General features: G+C 65.8%; 14 protein-coding genes. 3 read left to right on the top strand and 11 right to left on the bottom strand.

Features of this window, described 5'->3' with window-relative positions:
* Nucleotides 1–60: 60 nt before the first annotated feature.
* The 5 genes from BMW90_RS07705 to cysQ form a co-directional block, all read right to left on the bottom strand.
* A complete protein-coding gene (locus BMW90_RS07705; protein WP_244526455.1) occupies nucleotides 61–1,182 on the bottom strand; it encodes a glycosyltransferase family 4 protein in 1,122 nt (373 codons plus the stop codon).
* A gap of 55 nt (nucleotides 1,183–1,237) precedes the next feature.
* Nucleotides 1,238–2,227, bottom strand: coding sequence for a UDP-glucose 4-epimerase GalE (galE, locus tag BMW90_RS07700; RefSeq protein WP_074835922.1), 990 nt, complete (start codon nucleotides 2,225–2,227; stop codon nucleotides 1,238–1,240).
* Nucleotides 2,228–2,230: 3 nt separating this feature from the next.
* Nucleotides 2,231–3,124 carry a UTP--glucose-1-phosphate uridylyltransferase GalU gene (gene galU, locus BMW90_RS07695; RefSeq protein WP_048533195.1) on the bottom strand — a complete coding sequence of 298 codons (894 nt, stop codon included), beginning with the start codon at nucleotides 3,122–3,124 and terminating at the stop codon, nucleotides 2,231–2,233.
* Nucleotides 3,125–3,199: 75 nt separating this feature from the next.
* On the bottom strand, nucleotides 3,200–4,435 hold the full coding sequence (locus tag BMW90_RS07690) for a glycosyltransferase family 2 protein (protein ID WP_048533194.1): 1,236 nt from the start codon (nucleotides 4,433–4,435) through the stop codon (nucleotides 3,200–3,202).
* A gap of 6 nt (nucleotides 4,436–4,441) precedes the next feature.
* A complete protein-coding gene (gene cysQ / locus BMW90_RS07685) occupies nucleotides 4,442–5,239 on the bottom strand; it encodes a 3'(2'),5'-bisphosphate nucleotidase CysQ (protein ID WP_048534004.1) in 798 nt (265 codons plus the stop codon).
* 281 nt (nucleotides 5,240–5,520) lie between these two features.
* Between cysQ and BMW90_RS07680 the strand changes: the two genes are divergently transcribed.
* On the top strand, nucleotides 5,521–6,342 hold the full coding sequence (locus BMW90_RS07680; RefSeq protein WP_048533193.1) for an ABC transporter permease: 822 nt from the start codon (nucleotides 5,521–5,523) through the stop codon (nucleotides 6,340–6,342).
* Between the two features lie 28 nt (nucleotides 6,343–6,370).
* Nucleotides 6,371–7,714, top strand: coding sequence for a lytic murein transglycosylase (locus BMW90_RS07675; RefSeq protein WP_074835921.1), 1,344 nt, complete (start codon nucleotides 6,371–6,373; stop codon nucleotides 7,712–7,714).
* Between the two features lie 38 nt (nucleotides 7,715–7,752).
* Here the strand turns inward: BMW90_RS07675 and radC are convergent, their stop codons facing one another.
* The 3 genes from radC to dnaK all read right to left on the bottom strand — a co-directional run bounded on the left by radC (nucleotide 7,753) and on the right by dnaK (nucleotide 11,839).
* Nucleotides 7,753–8,517: a RadC family protein gene (gene radC / locus BMW90_RS07670; protein WP_048533191.1), complete on the bottom strand. Its 765-nt coding sequence runs from the start codon at nucleotides 8,515–8,517 to the stop codon at nucleotides 7,753–7,755.
* 153 nt (nucleotides 8,518–8,670) lie between these two features.
* On the bottom strand, nucleotides 8,671–9,828 hold the full coding sequence (dnaJ, locus tag BMW90_RS07665) for a molecular chaperone DnaJ (protein ID WP_048533189.1): 1,158 nt from the start codon (nucleotides 9,826–9,828) through the stop codon (nucleotides 8,671–8,673).
* A gap of 94 nt (nucleotides 9,829–9,922) precedes the next feature.
* Complete coding sequence (dnaK, locus tag BMW90_RS07660) at nucleotides 9,923–11,839, bottom strand: molecular chaperone DnaK (RefSeq protein WP_074835919.1); 1,917 nt, start codon at nucleotides 11,837–11,839, stop codon at nucleotides 9,923–9,925.
* A gap of 209 nt (nucleotides 11,840–12,048) precedes the next feature.
* Between dnaK and BMW90_RS07655 the strand changes: the two genes are divergently transcribed.
* Entirely contained in the window at nucleotides 12,049–12,651 is a 603-nt protein-coding gene (locus tag BMW90_RS07655; RefSeq protein ID WP_048533187.1) for an alpha-ketoglutarate-dependent dioxygenase AlkB family protein, read from the top strand.
* Between the two features lie 114 nt (nucleotides 12,652–12,765).
* On the opposite strand, the gene rnr is transcribed toward BMW90_RS07655, so the two are convergent.
* The 3 genes from rnr to BMW90_RS07640 all read right to left on the bottom strand — a co-directional run bounded on the left by rnr (nucleotide 12,766) and on the right by BMW90_RS07640 (nucleotide 16,062).
* Nucleotides 12,766–15,060: a ribonuclease R gene (gene rnr, locus BMW90_RS07650; protein ID WP_074835917.1), complete on the bottom strand. Its 2,295-nt coding sequence runs from the start codon at nucleotides 15,058–15,060 to the stop codon at nucleotides 12,766–12,768.
* Between the two features lie 31 nt (nucleotides 15,061–15,091).
* A complete protein-coding gene (locus BMW90_RS07645; RefSeq protein ID WP_048533184.1) occupies nucleotides 15,092–15,373 on the bottom strand; it encodes a YrhK family protein in 282 nt (93 codons plus the stop codon).
* 101 nt (nucleotides 15,374–15,474) lie between these two features.
* Nucleotides 15,475–16,062 (bottom strand): TIGR04282 family arsenosugar biosynthesis glycosyltransferase, encoded by a 588-nt coding sequence (locus BMW90_RS07640; protein ID WP_139211275.1) that lies wholly within the window; start codon nucleotides 16,060–16,062, stop codon nucleotides 15,475–15,477.
* Between the last annotated feature and the right edge of the window lie 181 nt (nucleotides 16,063–16,243).

Here is a 16,243-nt window from a genome sequence, read left to right as displayed (position 1 = left end):
GACTGCCAGGCGCCCAATCCTGATCCTCTGTTAACCTTCCGAAACGACCCTTGATCGGTATCAGCGCTGTCTTAAGACAATGTTGAAATGCCTGTCCCAGCTTGGCGGTACATAGGGGGCTGTCGGGGGTCTCTGCTCTTGAAGTTGTTCGATTTTCTGGCGCCAAGAATAGATGTCTTGCGGCGGCAGGTAAATGGGTATGTCGTCCAGCGTCTCGCGATAGACCGCCAGGTCGGCCACCACGGCGGGCACACCCAGGGCGGCGGCCTCGATCGGTGGCAGCCCGTAGCCTTCGGCCAGACTGGGAAACAGCAGCCCGCGCGAGTGCACCAGCAGCGCCGCGATCTCCCCATCGCTCAGCCCGGGGCGTTCCTGCACCAGCGGGTTGCCGGCGTCGAGCCTGGCAAAGACCGCCGCGTTGTTCCAGCCCCGCGCGCCGCAGAGCAGCAGGTGCGGCGCATCCCGGCCCTCGGCGGCGAAGCGATCCCAGATGTCGAGCAGCAGCGCATGGTTCTTGCGCGGCTCGATGGTGCCGACGCAGACAAAATACGGCCCCGGTGGCAGACCGGGGGGGGCGGGGCCGGGCGGGACGGTCTCGATCCCCAGCGGCGCCACGATCCCCTCGGGGATGCGGCCAAAAACCTGCATGTGACGCTGGCAATCGGCCAGCGTGGCCCTGGAATTGCAGATGATGATGTCGGCCGCCTGCGCGGTGCGGCCGAGGAAGCGCTTGAACTTTCGAAGGGTTTCCGGGCGCTGGTATTGTGGAAAATCAAGCGGGATGGTGTCGTGCACCAGCACCGCGATCCGTGCATTCGGCAGGCCGCGCCAGGCGGTCACCACCCGTTCGGTCAGGTTGGAATGGCCGGTGTTGCAATAGAGCGTACCGGGCGGAAGATGTCGGCGCAGTATTGCCCCCAGCCGCCAGGGCAAGGCGCGCGCCAGGGCTGCGCGGCGTAGGTCGGCCTCGGCACGGCGGCGCATCTTGGGGCCCTTGCTCACCCGCCCCAGCGCGTCAAGCCGGCCCCAGTCGTCGCTGGTGGCGCGGCGCAGGATCTCGGCCGCGCCCTGTTGTGACAGCAGCACATAGCCCAGCCGGGTTCGGGCAAGAGCAAAAAGCGGCACCGGATCAGCCAGCAGCGCGCGCAGATAGGCAAATTCGACCCGGTCCACACCGGTCATCACCCGTCCGGCCCGCCGGATCAGCCGCGTGATGTCGAGACAGCGGGCAGGCGGGCTATTTTTCGTAACGGCCGCTCTGGTGCCAGCGCCAGGCATCGCGGATCATCGCCTCCAGGTTGGATCGCATCGGGGTCCAGCCCAGTTCTTGCACGGCGCGGGTCGATCCGGAAACAAGTTTCGTCGCATCGCCGCCGCGACGCGGCCCGATTTCATGCGGCACCTCGCGGTTGGTGACGGCTTTGGAATGGGCGATCACCTCGAATACTGAAAATCCGCTGCCGGTGCCGAGGTTGAAAATCCGGCTCTCCTTGTCTTCTTCGAGCCATCTCAGCCCCAGCACATGGGCATCCACCAAATCACAGACATGCACGTAATCGCGGATGCAGGTGCCATCAGGCGTGTCGTAATCGGTGCCAAAGACGGTGAGCGCGGCGCGCTTGCCGTCGATCGCATCGAGCATCAGCGGGATCAGATGGGTCTCGGGACGGTGATATTCGCCAACCTCCGCGTCAGGATCGGCGCCGGCGACATTGAAATAGCGAAAGACCACATGGCGCAGCCCGTGCGAGGCGCCGAAATCCGTCAGCATGTCCTCGATGGCGCGTTTCGACTTGCCGTAGGAATTGAGCGGCATCTGAGGCGAGCTCTCGTCCAGCACCACGTTGTCCTGGTCGCCATAGGTGGCGCAGGTCGAGGAAAAGACGAAATCGAGACAGCCGGCATCGACCGCCGCCTCGATCAGGTTGAGCGAGCCGGCGACATTGTTGCGCCAGTAGAGCCCGGGATTCGACATCGCCTCGCCAACCAGGCTGAGCGCGGCGAAATGCATGACCGCCTGCGGTTTGTATTCGGCAAACACCTCGTCGAGCCGTGCCCGATCGAGCAGATCGCCTTCCGCCAACGGGCCGAATTTCACTGCGTCCTGCCAGCCGGTGGACAGATTGTCGAAAGTGACCGGCGTATAGCCCGCGTCGCGCAGCGCCTTGCAAGCGTGCGAGCCGATGTAGCCGGCACCGCCTGTGACGAGAATATTGCCCTTGGTCATCGGTTATTGCGCCGCCTGATCCACGGCCATCAGCTCTTGCAGGTAGGTGCGCAAATCGTCACGAAGCTCTTCGCGCGCCAGGCCGAAGGCCACTGTCGCCTGAAGGAAGCCGGCCTTGGAGCCACAGTCGAAGCGCTGGCCCTTGAAACGCATACCAAAGACATCGCGGCCTTCGGTGATTTCCTGTGCGATGGCATCGGTGAGCTGGATCTCTCCGCCGGCGCCCTGCTTCATCTTGTTGAGGTTCTTGAGCACATCCGGCGTCAGGATGTAGCGGCCGATCACCGCCAGGTTCGACGGCGCGTCGCCGGCTTTCGGCTTTTCCACCATGCCTTTGACGCCCACAAGGTCACCGATCTCGTCCTTGACGTCGAGCACGCCGTAAGCCGAAGTCTTGTCCTGCGGCACTTCCATCGCCGCCACCATCGAACCGCCATGCTCCTGGTAAGCTTCGACCATCTGTTGCAGGCAGGGTTTTTCCGCCGCGATCACGTCATCGGGCAACATGACGGCAAAGGGCTCGTTGCCGATCAGCCGCCGCGCACACCAGACCGCATGACCGAGGCCCAGCGCCTTGTGCTGGCGGATATAGGCAATGGCGCCGCTTTCCATATTGGTCGATTTCAGGATTTCGAGCAGCTCGGTCTTGCCGCTCTTGCGCAGCTCGTTTTCAAGCTGGGGCGCGAGATCGAAATAATCCTCGAGCGCACCCTTGCCGCGCGAAGTGACAAAGATGAATTCCTTGATGCCGGCGGCGCGGGCCTCATCGATGGCGTATTGAATCAGCGGCCTGTCGACCAGCGTCATGATCTCTTTCGGCACCGATTTGGTGGCCGGCAGGAAACGGGTGCCAAGCCCGGCAACCGGAAAAATCGCTTTTGTAACCTTCGTACGCATAAATAGCCCTCAAAATTTCACGGGTTTCCAAAATTTCTACACCAGTGGTACGCAAATATAAACGAACTTTGCGACCTAGGACTCGCCGGTCAGCCCTCTTTCGCGGCGGATGCGTGCTATTTCAGCATCGCATTTCCGGCGCAACCGGCGAAGGGTGAACAGTGGCTCATCGCGCTCGGATTTGCCGAATTGCCCGCCGCTGTGTTCCCAATATCCCGCAGGTGTAAAACGGACGTGGCAATAGGCGGTTGTCAGCGAGAAAATCAGCGCCGTCGAGACATGGCCGGCGGCGGCGTCATGGGCCGCCTGGCGGCGCAGCCGCGCGCGGTGCCACCAGCGGCCGCAGGTCAGCTTCGGGCGCAGCGCCGGGCGCGGGGGCAGCGGGGCGAACGGCTCCGAGGCATGTGGCAGGGCGGGCAGGGCGCCGGGCGCCCGCGCCGCGCCCACGGCAAAACCCGCCTCCAGCCGCGCCAGCAGGTGGCGCACATCGCGCGGCTCGAGCCGCCCGGCCACCATGTGCCGCAACAGGCGACGACGCTGTTCGCCGGCAAAGCGGGCCTGCGCGCCCCCGCGCTTTGCGTCCGGGCAGTGGCGCAGGAGAAAGGCGGCATGGCTGGCGCCGATTTCGAACAGGTCGCGCGGCACCCGGTCGGCGCGGCGGCGGGCGCTCGCGGCAAAGCCGTGGTGCACCTGCGCCAGCGGCACCAGCGCGGTGGCAAGACCGGCCCGGGCCAGCCGCAGGTTCACATCCGTCTCGTCGAGAAAGAATCGGAAGGCCGGGTCAAATCCGCCGATCCCGGCGATCACCTCGCGGCGAAACGCCATGTTGGTGCCTTCGGTCTTGACCGCGCGGCCGGGGCCGGGATGCAGCACCGTCGGCCGCTCGCCTTCCAGCGGAAGGGCGTGACGGACCCCGCAGCCATCCACCCAGGCGCCGCGCCACTGCCAGGAAATGCCGTTGCGGCCGCGCACATAGCCGCCCGCCGCCGCCACCTCGGCGTCATCGAAAACCGCCGCGAGATGGGTCAGCCAGGTGGGCTCGGGCACCGCATCGTCATCGATGAAGGCCACCACCTCGCCCGCCGCCAGTCCGAGGCCGATGTTGCGCGCGAGGCTGATGTTCTGCGCGTCGCAAGGCGCGGTCTTGATACCCATCGCCTGCGGCAGCCCCTGCAAGGCCGCCAGCGTCGGGCGGTCGGCGACGACGACCACTTCGAACGTCGGGTACAGCAGCTGGCGGAGCGCCTTGAGGCAGCGTTTCAGCGCGGCTTCCCGGCCATGCGAAACGATTATGACGCTGACCGGGCGCATGACGCCTCAGGCGTCCTTCAGCTCGACATCCGGCGCAAAGGCGATGAAGAACGGGTTGGCATAGCCCTCCTTGCCATAGGCCAGCGGCGTATGATCGTCGAAACGCACCACCTTGCCGCCGGCGCCGTTGAGCACCGCATGACCCGCCGCGGTGTCCCATTCCATGGTCCGGCCCAGCCGGGGATAGAGATCGGCCTCGCCGGTGGCCACAAGGCAGAACTTGAGCGAGGAACCCGCGCTCTTCATGTCGGCCACCTTGTATTTTCCGATGTAATCGTCGGTCGCCTCGTCGCGGTGCGATTTCGAGGCGACGACGAGCAGCGCGGAATTCTCCGCCTCGCGCACCTTGATCGGGGTGGTTTCGCCGGCGGTCTCCTTGTCGAATGGGCCGGTCTCTTCCACCGCATTGCCCATGGCGGAGGTATAGAACAGACGCTTGCGCGCGGGGGCATAGACCACGCCGCGCACCGGCACGCCGCTTTCGACATAGGCGATATTGACGGTGAAATCGCCACGCCGCTTGATGAACTCCTTGGTGCCGTCAAGCGGATCGACGATCAGGAAGGTATCGGCCTGGGTATCATGGCTCTCGGCCTGTTCCTCGGTGACCAGGGGCACATCGGGAAACGCCTCTCGCAGCCCGGCCGAGATCAGCGCATCGGCGGCCGCGTCGGCGGCGGTGACCGGGCTGGCGTCGGATTTCGTCTGCACGTCGAAATCGTCGGAATTGTAGATCTCCATGATCACATCGCCCGCTTCGAGCGCGAGTGTCCGCATCACCTTGGTCAACTGGTCGTAATTCACAATGAGCTCCTGATCGCCGTCCGGGCCGTGCCGGTCTTTGTTCATTGCCTAGACCTGTCGTCGGGTCATGTCCATCACCTTGGCGGGCGGCCAGGCGCGGAAAAACCGGGCGTTTTCGCGCCGGTATCGTCCGGCTGCGGCCGGCCGGCACCGAGGCGGATGCAGCGCCGGCGCGGCAAAGGGTTTTGTTGTCGAGACGCCGGATCGCGGTTATGCTGGGAGACAACGGAACAGCAAGAATTCCGTGCCAATAGTGCCCTATTCTGGCGGAGCAGAGCTTCATGTTCGTACAACGGCGCCCAAGGACGACGCTCGATTCCGTCGTCACCACGATCGAGCTGGTCTATCACGGCGCGGTGCGCAACGTGCGCAAGACGCACGGCAATGCTTTCATGTCGATCTTCATGAACGTGCTTCAGACCATCATCATGGTGATGGTCTTCTATGCCATGTTCACCGTGCTCGGATTGCGCGGGCTCAAGCTGCGCGGCGATTTCCTGATCTACATCATGTCGGGCATCTTCCTCTACATGACCCACATCAAGACGATGAGCGCCGTCGCCGGCGCCGAGGGGCCGACCGCGCCGATGATGCAACATGCGCCGATGAACACGATCATCTCGATCCTGTCGGGCATGCTTTCGTCGCTCTATATCCAGGTGCTTTCGGTGCTGATCGTGCTTTTTGTCTATGACGTCGGGTTTGCCGATGTCGAGATCAACGATCCGATCGGCTGCATGGGGATGATCCTGCTGGCCTGGTTCACCGGGGCGGCGGTAGGCATGGTCTTTCTCGCGCTCAAGCCGTGGTTTCCTTCAGCGATCACCATCCTGTCGTCGATCTATCAGCGCGCCAACATGATCGCTTCGGGCAAGATGTTCGTCGCCAACACGCTGCCGGGCTACATGCTGGCGATGTTCGACTGGAACCCGCTGTTCCACGCCATCGACCAGGCCCGTGGCTATGCCTTCGTCAATTACTATCCGCGCAATTCCAACCTCGAATATCCGCTCTGGCTGGGGGTCGGTCTGATTACCATCGGGCTGATGGGCGAATTCTATACCCGCCGCCATGCCTCGGCCAGCTGGTCGGCGCGGAGTTGAACCACACCACCTGTCGGGAGGGTCCGCCATGTCATTGAAGTCTTTTGCCGCCCTGTCGCTTCTGCTGATGTCGGCCGGCACCCAGGCCGCCGCCGATGCCGGCTCGCTGCGCCCCAAGGCGCGGCCTGCGGTTCAGGTGCACGGCGTGCACCTGCGAGAGCTGCTCGTCACCCCCGTGAGCCTGCGCCCGCAGGCCCGCCCCGCCGGGTGGGCCGCGCGCCCCACCGCGGCCGCGCCGGCGGCGACGGCCGAAGATGCGCGGCTTCAGGGCTGGATCGCCGGCTACCGCCGCCGCGCCCTGGCCGCGGGCATCCCGGCGCAGGTCTTCGACCGGGCCTTTCGCGGCGTGACCTATGACCCGCAGATCATCGCGCGCGACCGCAGCCAGACCGAGTTCACCAAGACCGTCGAGCAATATCTGGCCATCGCGGCATCGGACAAGCGCATCGCCGATGGCCGCGCGGCGCTGGCGGCAGAGGGGCGTACTCTGGCCCGGATCGAGGCGCGCTACGGGGTCGACCGCGATATCGTCACCGCGATCTGGGGGCTGGAAAGCGCCTATGGCACGCGGCGCGGCGATCTTTCGGTGATCCGGTCGCTGGCCACCCTGGCCTTTGACGGCCGCCGCGGCCAATTTTTCGAGCAGCAGCTGACCGAGGCGCTGCGCATCCTGGCGCGGGGCGACACCACGCCCGAGAAGATGACCGGAAGCTGGGCCGGTGCCATGGGCCACACCCAGTTCATTCCCACCTCCTATCAGGCCTATGCGGTGGATTTCACCGGCGACGGGCGGCGCGATATCTGGAGCGCGGACCCGAGCGATGCGCTGGCCTCCACCGCTGCCTATCTGGAACGGTTCGGCTGGATCAAGGGCATGCCCTGGGGGGTCGAGGTGACGCTGCCGCGCGACTTCGACTATGGCCAGCTCTCGTCCAAGGTCAAACGCATGCCCTCGGACTGGGCCCGCGCCGGGGTGCTGGGCATGGATGGCCGCCCGGTGCCGGATCACGGGTCGGCCTATGTGCTGCTGCCGGCCGGGGCGCGTGGCGCGGCCTTTCTGGTGTTCAAGAACTTTGACGTGATCAAGCGCTACAACAACTCGGATCTCTATGCGTTGGGCGTCGGCCATCTGTCCGACAGGATCACCGGCGGCGACGCGGTGCAGGGCGGCTGGCCCGAGGATGACCGCGCGCTGGTCCGGGCCGAGCGGCACGAGTTGCAGCGCCGGCTGACGGCCAAGGGATTTGATACCGGCGGCATTGACGGCAATATCGGCCCGGACACCCGCGCCGCGCTGATGCGCTATCAGCGCAGCATTGGCGCGGTGCCGGACGGAAACGCCTCCTGGCAGATCCTGAAACGGCTGCGCTGAGCGCCCGAAGGCCGGGCGGGCCAGGCGCGGGCCGGGCGCTACAACAGCCCTTCCGCGCGAAAGCTCAGCTCGCGCGATTTGCCGATGATGATGTGATCGTGCAGCACCAGCCCCAGCGCTTGCGCCGCCGTCTCGACCTGCGCGGTCATTTCGATATCCTCGCGGCTGGGCGTCGGATCGCCCGAGGGGTGGTTGTGCACCAGGATCAGCGCCGACGCGTTGATCTCCAGCGCGCGTTTCACCACCTCTCGCGGGTAGACCGGCACATGATCCACCGTGCCGCGCCCCTGCGCTTCGTCGGCGATCAAGGTGTTCTTGCGGTCGAGGTAGAGCACCCGGAACTGCTCGGTCTCGCGGTGCGCCATGGCGGTATGGCAATAGGCGATGAGCTGCTCCCAACTTGACACGACGGGCCGCGCGATCACCCGACTGCGTGCCAGACGCTGGGCGGCCGCCTCGATCAGCTTCAGCTCGCAGATCACCGCGGTGCCGACGCCCTTGACCTCGGCCAGCCGCGCCACGGGGGCGGAAATCACCCGATTGAAATCGCCGAACCGGGTGAGAAGCGAATGCGCCAGCGGTTTGACATCCTGGCGCGGAATGGCGCGAAACAGCACAAGCTCCAGCATCTCGTAATCCGGCAGCGCTTCGGCCCCGCCAGCCATGAAACGCCCGCGCAGCCGCTTGCGATGATCGCGGATATAAGACGGCAGCCGCGTGCCGCGCGCCAGCGTTTCGGGGGCGTCGGCCTCGTCGCCCTGAAACAGCGGCAAAGACGCCTCGGCAAGGGAGTTTCTGTCCATGACGCCAGCATCGGCGCCCTCGGTAAACGCGCGGTTAACGCCGGCGGCCGGTTTTGCGCCGGATGCACGGGGCGCCAAAGTCTGTCGACAGAATGTGAAAACTCCGTTGCAGGAATTTGGCGCCCGGACGCGGTGGTCGGGGAAGGGCCGGTGTCAGCCCTTCATCGAATCCCAGAACCCCTTGACCGAAGAGAAGAAGCTCTTGCTCTCGGGGTTGTTGTCCTCGCTCAGCTGCTCGAATTCGCGCAGCAGCTCTTTCTGGCGCGAGGTCAGGTTGACCGGGGTCTCGACGGCCAGCTCGATGAACATGTCACCGGTGCCGGCCCCGCGCAGGGCGGGCATGCCCTTGCCGCGCAGCCGCATCTGGCGGCCCGACTGGCTGCCGGCCGGGATCTTCACGCGCGAGCGGCCGCCATCGATGGTCGGCACCTCGATATCGCCGCCAAGTGCGGCGGCCGACATCGACACCGGCACCCGGCAATGCAGGTCGGTGCCGTCGCGTTCGAAGATCTTGTGCGCCGTCACCTCGAGGAAGATGTAGAGATCGCCCGGCGGTCCGCCGCGCATGCCGGCCTCGCCTTCGCCCGCAAGACGGATTCGGGTGCCGGTTTCCACGCCTTTCGGGATATTGACCGAAAGCGCGCGCTCTTTCTCGACCCGGCCGGCGCCATGGCAGGTGTGGCAGGGGTTCTTGATCGTCTGGCCGAGGCCCGAGCAGGTCGGGCAGGTGCGCTCGACCGTAAAGAAGCCCTGCTGCGCCCGCACCTTGCCCATGCCGGAACAGGTCGGGCAGGTGGTGGGCTCGGCCCCGCCTTCGGCGCCCGATCCGTTACAGGCACCACAGGGCACCGAGGTGGGCACGTTGATCGTCTTTTGCAGGCCGGAATAGGCGTCTTCCAGCGTTACCCGCAGATTGTAGCGCAGGTCGGCGCCGCGTGCCGCGCGCTGGCGTCCGCCGCCGCGCTGGCCGCCCATGAAATCGCCAAAGAGATCGTCGAAGACATCCGAGAAGGCAGAGGCGAAATCGCCCTGCTGACCGGGGTGAAAGCCGCCGCCGGGACGCCCGCCACCGCCGCCCATGCCGCCTTCGAAGGCGGCATGACCGTAGCGGTCGTAGGCCGCCTTCTTGTCGGCATCCTTGAGGACTTCATAGGCCTCGTTGGCTTCCTTGAACTGCGCTTCGGCCTCCGGGTTGTCGGCGTTGCGGTCGGGGTGCAGCTCCTTGGCCTTCTTGCGGTAGGCCTTCTTGATCTCGTCGGCGGAGGCGGTCCGGGCCACGCCCAGAACCTCGTAAAAGTCACGTTTGGACATCAGTCCGTCCTCCTATGCATGGAACATGCGAGGGCCGGCCCGGCGTCCGGACCGGCCCCCCGCAGTGGTTCCTGTGCGCTGTCGTCACCGACGATCAGGCGCGCTTGTCGTCGTCAAGGTCCTCGAAATCGGCGTCGACGATGGTGTCATCGTCATTCGCCGGGCCGTCGGCCTCGGGTGCAGGCTCTTCGCCGGCCTCTTCCTGGGACGATTTGTAAATCGCTTCGCCCAGTTTCATCGAGGCTTCCATGACGTTCTGGATGCCGGATTTGATCTTCTCGGCGTTCTCGCTTTCCAGCTCGTCCTTGAGCGCGGCCACCGCCAGTTCGATCGCTTCGACAGTGGTCGGATCGACCTTCTCGCCATGCTCCTCGAGCGATTTCTCGGTCGAGTGGATGAGGCTCTCGGCCTGGTTCTTGGCTTCCACCAGCTCCTTGCGGGCCTTGTCGGCTTCGGCGTTCTCTTCGGCTTCCTTGACCATCTTCTCGATGTCGTCGTCCGAGAGGCCACCGGAGGCCTGGATGGTGATCTTCTGCTCCTTGCCGGTGCCCTTGTCCTTGGCCTGGACCGAGACGATGCCGTTGGCGTCGATGTCGAAGGTCACCTCGATCTGCGGCATGCCGCGCGGTGCCGGCGGGATGTCCTCGAGGTTGAACTGGCCGAGCATCTTGTTGTCGGCTGCCATCTCGCGCTCGCCCTGGAAGACCCGGATCGTCACCGCGTTCTGGTTGTCCTCGGCGGTCGAGAAGATCTGCGACTTCTTGGTCGGGATCGTGGTGTTGCGGTCGATCAGGCGGGTGAAGACACCGCCCAGGGTCTCGATGCCCAGCGACAGCGGGGTCACGTCGAGCAGGACCACGTCCTTGACGTCACCTTGCAGAACGCCGGCCTGGATGGCGGCGCCCATGGCAACCACTTCGTCCGGGTTCACACCCTTGTGCGGCTCCTTGCCAAAGAACTTGGTCACCTCTTCGATGACCTTGGGCATCCGGGTCATACCCCCGACGAGGACGACCTCGTCGATTTCCGAGGTCGAGAGACCGGCGTCCTTCAGAGCGGCCTGGCAGGGCTTGATCGAGGCCTTGATCAGGTCGCTGACCAGCGACTCCAGCTTGGCCCGGGTCAGTTTCATGACCATGTGCAGCGGCTGGCCGCCGTTCGGATCCATCGAGATGAACGGCTGGTTGATCTCGGTCTGCGACGAGGAGGACAGCTCGATCTTGGCTTTCTCGGCGGCCTCTTTCAGACGCTGAAGCGCCATCTTGTCCTTGGTCAGGTCGACGCCGTGCTCTTTCTTGAACTCGTCCGCCAGGTAGTTGACGATCCGCATGTCGAAGTCTTCGCCACCGAGGAAGGTGTCGCCGTTGGTCGACTTCACTTCGAACAGGCCATCGTCGATCTCGAGGATGGTCACGTCGAAAGTCCCGCCGCCAAGGTCATAGACCGCGATGGTGTGGGTGTCTTCCTTGTCGAGGCCATAGGCCAGCGCGGCCGCGGTCGGCTCGTTGATGATGCGCAGCACTTCGAGGCCGGCGATCTTGCCGGCGTCCTTGGTGGCCTGACGCTGGGCGTCGTTGAAATACGCCGGCACGGTGATGACCGCCTGATCGACTTCCTCGCCGAGGTAGGATTCAGCGGTTTCTTTCATCTTGCCGAGGATGAAGGCCGAGATCTGCGACGGGCTGTACTTGTCGCTCTTGGCTTCGACCCAGGCGTCGCCGTTGCCGCCGTCGATGACGTTGAACGGCATGTTCTTCTTGTCCTTGGCCAGGTCGCTGTCGTCGAATCGACGACCGATCAGACGCTTGACGCCAAAGATGGTGTTTTCCGGATTGGTGACGGCCTGACGCTTGGCCGGCTGGCCAACGAGGCGTTCGTTGTCGGTGAAGGCGACGATCGACGGTGTCGTACGTGCACCTTCGGAGTTTTCGATGACCCGCGGCTGGCTGCCGTCCATGATGGCCACACAGCTGTTGGTGGTGCCGAGGTCAATCCCGATGACTTTACCCATTGTTTCGATCCCTCTTAATCTTCAAGGCGATGACACGAGGCGGAACCCATATGCGGCATCCCGACCCCGAACGTGTGGCGGAGAGCCTTGCGGCCCGTTCCGCGCTTCGGCGTGTATATAAGGACCGGGTTTCTATGCTGCAAGCAGTGTGGGCTTCGGTATGGTGCAAATGCGCGAGGTTTTCGGGATGATGTGGGAAAGAGGTCGCCATGACAGGGCTTGATCTGCGCGGCGCCAGGGTTTTTCCGGGCTATCTCGACCCGGACCAACAGGTTGAAATTCTTGGCGCCCTGCGAGAGGTGGTGCGCGCGGCGCCTCTCTATCACCCGGTCACGCCGGGGGGGCGGCAGATGTCGGTCAGGATGACGGCAGCGGGAAGATTCGGCTGGGTGACCGACCGCAGCGGCTATCGCTACGAGCCGCGCCACCCCGACGGCATGGCCTGGCCGGCGATTCCCGAGCCGGTGCTGGCGATCTGGCGCGATCTCGCGCCGCAGGCCCGCGCGCCCGAATGCTGCCTGATCAATTACTACGGCGAAGGCGCGCGCATGGGGCTGCATCAGGATCGCGACGAGGCGGATTTTTCCCAGCCCGTGGTCTCGGTCTCGCTGGGCGACGCCGGGCTGTTTCGGGTCGGCAATGTCGAGAAGGGCGGCAAGACGGGCTCGGTCTGGCTGGCCTCGGGCGATGTGGTCGTGCTCGGCGGTGCCGCACGGCTGGTGCACCACGGGGTGGATCGGATCAAGTTCGGCTCGTCCGGGCTGTTGAAAGACGGCGGCCGGATCAACCTGACGCTGCGCGTGGTGACCTGAGCGGCACTCCTGCTCCCCGTCCCGGACCCGATCCGGGACCTCGCGCCGGACGCCGGGGGCCCCGGATCAGGTCCGGGGCACGCGTTGCCGACGTCGGCGGCCCCGTGCCGTGGCCTACCCCCGGGTCTGCCGCTGCTTGCGGCTGACCTTGGCGGCCTTCTTCTTCGACTTGACCAGCTTGCGCTTGGCCGGCCCGCCCTTGCCCGATCCGCCCCGGCCTGCGCCGCGTCGGCCGCGCGGGCCGGTGCCATTGCCGCGCGGCGGCCGCTCGCCGTCGATCTCGAGCAGCTCCAGCGCGATGCCGCCGGTCACCGGCGCCGCCTCGGTCAGCCGCACGGTCACCCGCTGGCCGATGGTGATGGTCAGCCCGGTATCGGAGCCCATCAGCGTCGCGGTCTCCTGATCGAAGTGGAAATACTCGCGGCCGAGGTTGCGCATCGGGATCAGCCCGTCGGCGCCGGTCTCGTCGAGCTTCACGAAGGCGCCGAAGCGCGCGATGCCGGAAATCCGCCCGGTGAACTCATTGCCGACCCGCTCCGACAGATAGGCCGCGAGGTAACGGTCGGTGGTGTCGCGCTCGGCAATCATCGACCGGCGCTCTGTGTCCGAGATATGCGCCGCGGTCGGCTCCAGCTTGTCGATGTCATCGGGCGAGAGCCCGTCGTCGCCCCAGCCATGCGCCGCGATCAGCCCGCGGTGCACGATCAGATCGGAATAGCGCCGGATCGGCGAGGTGAAATGCGCGTAGTTTTGCAGCGCAAGCCCGAAATGGCCAAAGTTCTTGGGGCTGTAATAAGCCTGCGTCATCGACCGCAGGGTGGCGAGATTGATCAACTCGCTTTCCTCGGTGCCGGCGGCGTCATGCAGCAGCTTGTTGAGATGCGCGGTCTTCAGAACCTGTCCCTTGGCCAGCGTCAGCCCGGCGGCATCGGCGGTGTCGCGCAAGGACTCCAGCTTGTCCTGCGGCGGTTCCTCGTGCACCCGGAAGAGCTGCGGCACCTTCTTGGCAATCAGCGTCTCGGCCGCGGCGACATTGGCGAGGATCATGAATTCCTCGATCAGCCTGTGCGCATCCAGCCGGTCGCGGAAGTTGACCGATTGCACCTTGCCCTCTTCGCTGAGCTCGATGCGCCGCTCCGGCAGGTCGAGGTCTAGCGGCTGGCGGGCGGCGCGGGCCCTGGTCAGCGCGTCATAGGCGGCATAGAGCGGCGCGATCACGCTTTCCATCAGCGGCGCGACCCGGTCGTTGGGCTGGCCGTCCATGCCCTGCTGGACCTCCTGATAATTCAGCGAGGCGGGCGAGCGCATCAGCCCGCGCACAAAGCGATGCGAGAGCTTCTCGCCGCCGGCGTTGATCTGCATCCGCACCGCGAGACAGGCGCGCGGCACACCCTCGTGCAGCGAGCAGAGATCGCCTGACAGCCGGTCGGGCAGCATCGGCACCACCCGGTCGGGGAAATAGCTGGAATTGCCGCGTTTGCGCGCCTCGCGGTCGAGTGCCGAGCCGGGGCGGACGTAATGCGCCACATCGGCGATGGCGACCCAGATCACGTGACCGCCCTTGTTCTTCGGATCGTCGTCGGCATGGGCATAACAGGCGTCGTCATGGTCGCGGGCATCGGCCGGATCAATGGTGATCAACGGCAGCTCGCGCAGGTCTTCGCGACCGGACAGGCCGGCGGGCTTCATCGCATCGGCCTCGGCGATCACCGCGTCGGGAAAGGCGTCGGGAATGCCGTGCTGGTGGATGGCGATCAGCGAGACGGCTTTCGGCGCGGTGGGATCGCCCAGCCGTTCGACGATGCGGGCGCGGGGCAGGCCCATGCGGCTCTTGGGCCCGGCCAGCTCGGCCTCGACCAGCTCGCCATCCCTGGCGCCATGCACGTCGCCTGCGGCGACCTGCCATTCCTTGTCGGCGCCCTTGTCGACCGGTTTGATCCGCCCGCCTTCCGAGCGTTTCGAGAACACCCCGAGAATGCGGCGCGGGTTGCTGCCGATCCGGCGGATCAGCCGCGCCTCGTAGTTGTGATCCTCTTCGTGCACCACTTGCAGCCGCGCCAGGATGCGGTCGCCCTCGCCAAGCGCCGGGTCCGAGGCGCGGGGCACCACCAGAACGATCGGCTCCACCCCTTCGCCGTGCCATTCCAGCGGCTTGGCAAAGAGATCGCCATCGGGCGTCGGCGCCTTGACCTGCAACACCGAGACCGGCGGCAGCCGGTCGGGGTCGCGGTAGGTCTTCTTGCGCTTTTCCAGATGACCTTCGGCTTCCAGCTCCTTGAGCAGGCGCTTGAGGTCGATCCGGGCGGCACCCTTTATGCCGAAGGCCTTGGCGATGTCGCGCTTGGCGGTCAGGGTCGGGTTGGCGGAGATCCAGTCGAGGATCTGGGCTTTGGTGGGCAATTGGCTCATGGCTCTGGCCTAGCACGGGTGTGGCGGGGCGTCACTTGCCAAACCGCTCGGCCAGGTCCTCTTCGTCGCCTTCGGCGGCGAGGCGCAGCTCGCGCACGAGGCGCAGGGTGGGTTTGGCGGCAAACAGGACCGAGCCGATCAGGAACATCCAGGTGGCCGGGGTCTGCCAAGCGTCAAAAAAGAACATCACCGAGCCGATGATGAAACAGGTGGCGGCGGAAAAATCGACCGCGGTATAGGCCAGCTCGAAGAGGGCGTAGATCCGGCGGCTTTCGGAGGTTTCCTCTCGGTTGCGGTGATAGAAAAGCGGCATGGGTCTTGGCGGCTGACAGGGACGTTGACTGACGAGCGCAACAACCTAGTGCGCATTGCCCCGCCGGCCACCGGGCACCGGGGGCAGGCGACCGGTCCGGCTTAGTCCGGCGTGGCCGGCGCCAGATCGGCGGCCGTGTCGACATCGGCCAGCGTGTCGACGCGGGCGATGCGGTGGCCGGGCAGGGTGGCGATGCTGTCGGCCATCGCATGTTCGGTGGACCAGCGCACGCCCGTCAGAAAGCCGGCGGGGGCGCGGCCCGGATGGCGCAGCCCGATCAGCCAATAGCCGCCGTCGGGCGCCGGGCCAAAGGCCGCGTCATGCCCGCCCAGGGCCGCGAAGGCCCGCGCGACATGCGCCGGGGTCACGCCGGGAATGTCGCCGCCGATGATGCAGGCCGGGCCGGGCGGCAGGCTGCGGAAGACCCGCGCCATGCGTGCGCCGAGATCGCCGCCGCCCTGCGGCAGTCGCGGCAGGTGTGCCGGCCAGACCCGGCTTTGCAGGCCGTCGCGGTCGGGCGCCACCGCAAGGATCAGCTGCCAGCGCGGATCATCCAGCCGCCGCAGCAGCCGCGCGGTCTGATGGCGAAACCACCAGGCCGCGGCGCCCATGCCGATGTCGCGGCCAAGCCGGGTCTTGACCCGCCCGGGGCGCGGCTCTTTCAGCATGACGATGAGGGTGGGTTTGATGCGCAAGGTCTACCGGTCCGCGAGATCGGCGCGCATGCGCCCTGTCGGGCGTCCCCCCCGGGAGGGCCGGTTCCCGCAGATGTTGCCCGCGCGGCCGGAGGGGGCTCTGTCGAACGGATGCGCCCGGACAAAAAGCCCTTCCGAGGGTGGGCGGAGCGCCGGCGCGCCTCGGGCCCCGGTG

It is taken from the genome of Marinovum algicola (assembly GCF_900109145.1).
GTDB lineage: Bacteria > Pseudomonadota > Alphaproteobacteria > Rhodobacterales > Rhodobacteraceae > Marinovum > Marinovum algicola.
The sequence above is the reverse complement of the archived record's forward strand: the minus strand, read 5'-3'. Positions and strand labels throughout refer to the sequence as shown.

Coding starts and splice junctions, on each gene's coding strand:
- BMW90_RS07655 (WP_048533187.1), top strand. CDS start 12,049: ATGACAGGGCTTGATCTGCGCGGCGCCAGGGTTTTTCCGGGCTATCTC.
- BMW90_RS07675 (WP_074835921.1), top strand. CDS start 6,371: ATGTCATTGAAGTCTTTTGCCGCCCTGTCGCTTCTGCTGATGTCGGCC.
- dnaK (WP_074835919.1), bottom strand. CDS start 11,839: ATGGGTAAAGTCATCGGGATTGACCTCGGCACCACCAACAGCTGTGTG.
- BMW90_RS07680 (WP_048533193.1), top strand. CDS start 5,521: ATGTTCGTACAACGGCGCCCAAGGACGACGCTCGATTCCGTCGTCACC.
- dnaJ (WP_048533189.1), bottom strand. CDS start 9,828: ATGTCCAAACGTGACTTTTACGAGGTTCTGGGCGTGGCCCGGACCGCC.
- galE (WP_074835922.1), bottom strand. CDS start 2,227: ATGACCAAGGGCAATATTCTCGTCACAGGCGGTGCCGGCTACATCGGC.
- galU (WP_048533195.1), bottom strand. CDS start 3,124: ATGCGTACGAAGGTTACAAAAGCGATTTTTCCGGTTGCCGGGCTTGGC.
- rnr (WP_074835917.1), bottom strand. CDS start 15,060: ATGAGCCAATTGCCCACCAAAGCCCAGATCCTCGACTGGATCTCCGCC.
- BMW90_RS07645 (WP_048533184.1), bottom strand. CDS start 15,373: ATGCCGCTTTTCTATCACCGCAACCGAGAGGAAACCTCCGAAAGCCGC.
- BMW90_RS07690 (WP_048533194.1), bottom strand. CDS start 4,435: ATGCGCCCGGTCAGCGTCATAATCGTTTCGCATGGCCGGGAAGCCGCG.
- radC (WP_048533191.1), bottom strand. CDS start 8,517: ATGGACAGAAACTCCCTTGCCGAGGCGTCTTTGCCGCTGTTTCAGGGC.
- BMW90_RS07705 (WP_244526455.1), bottom strand. CDS start 1,182: ATGACCGGTGTGGACCGGGTCGAATTTGCCTATCTGCGCGCGCTGCTG.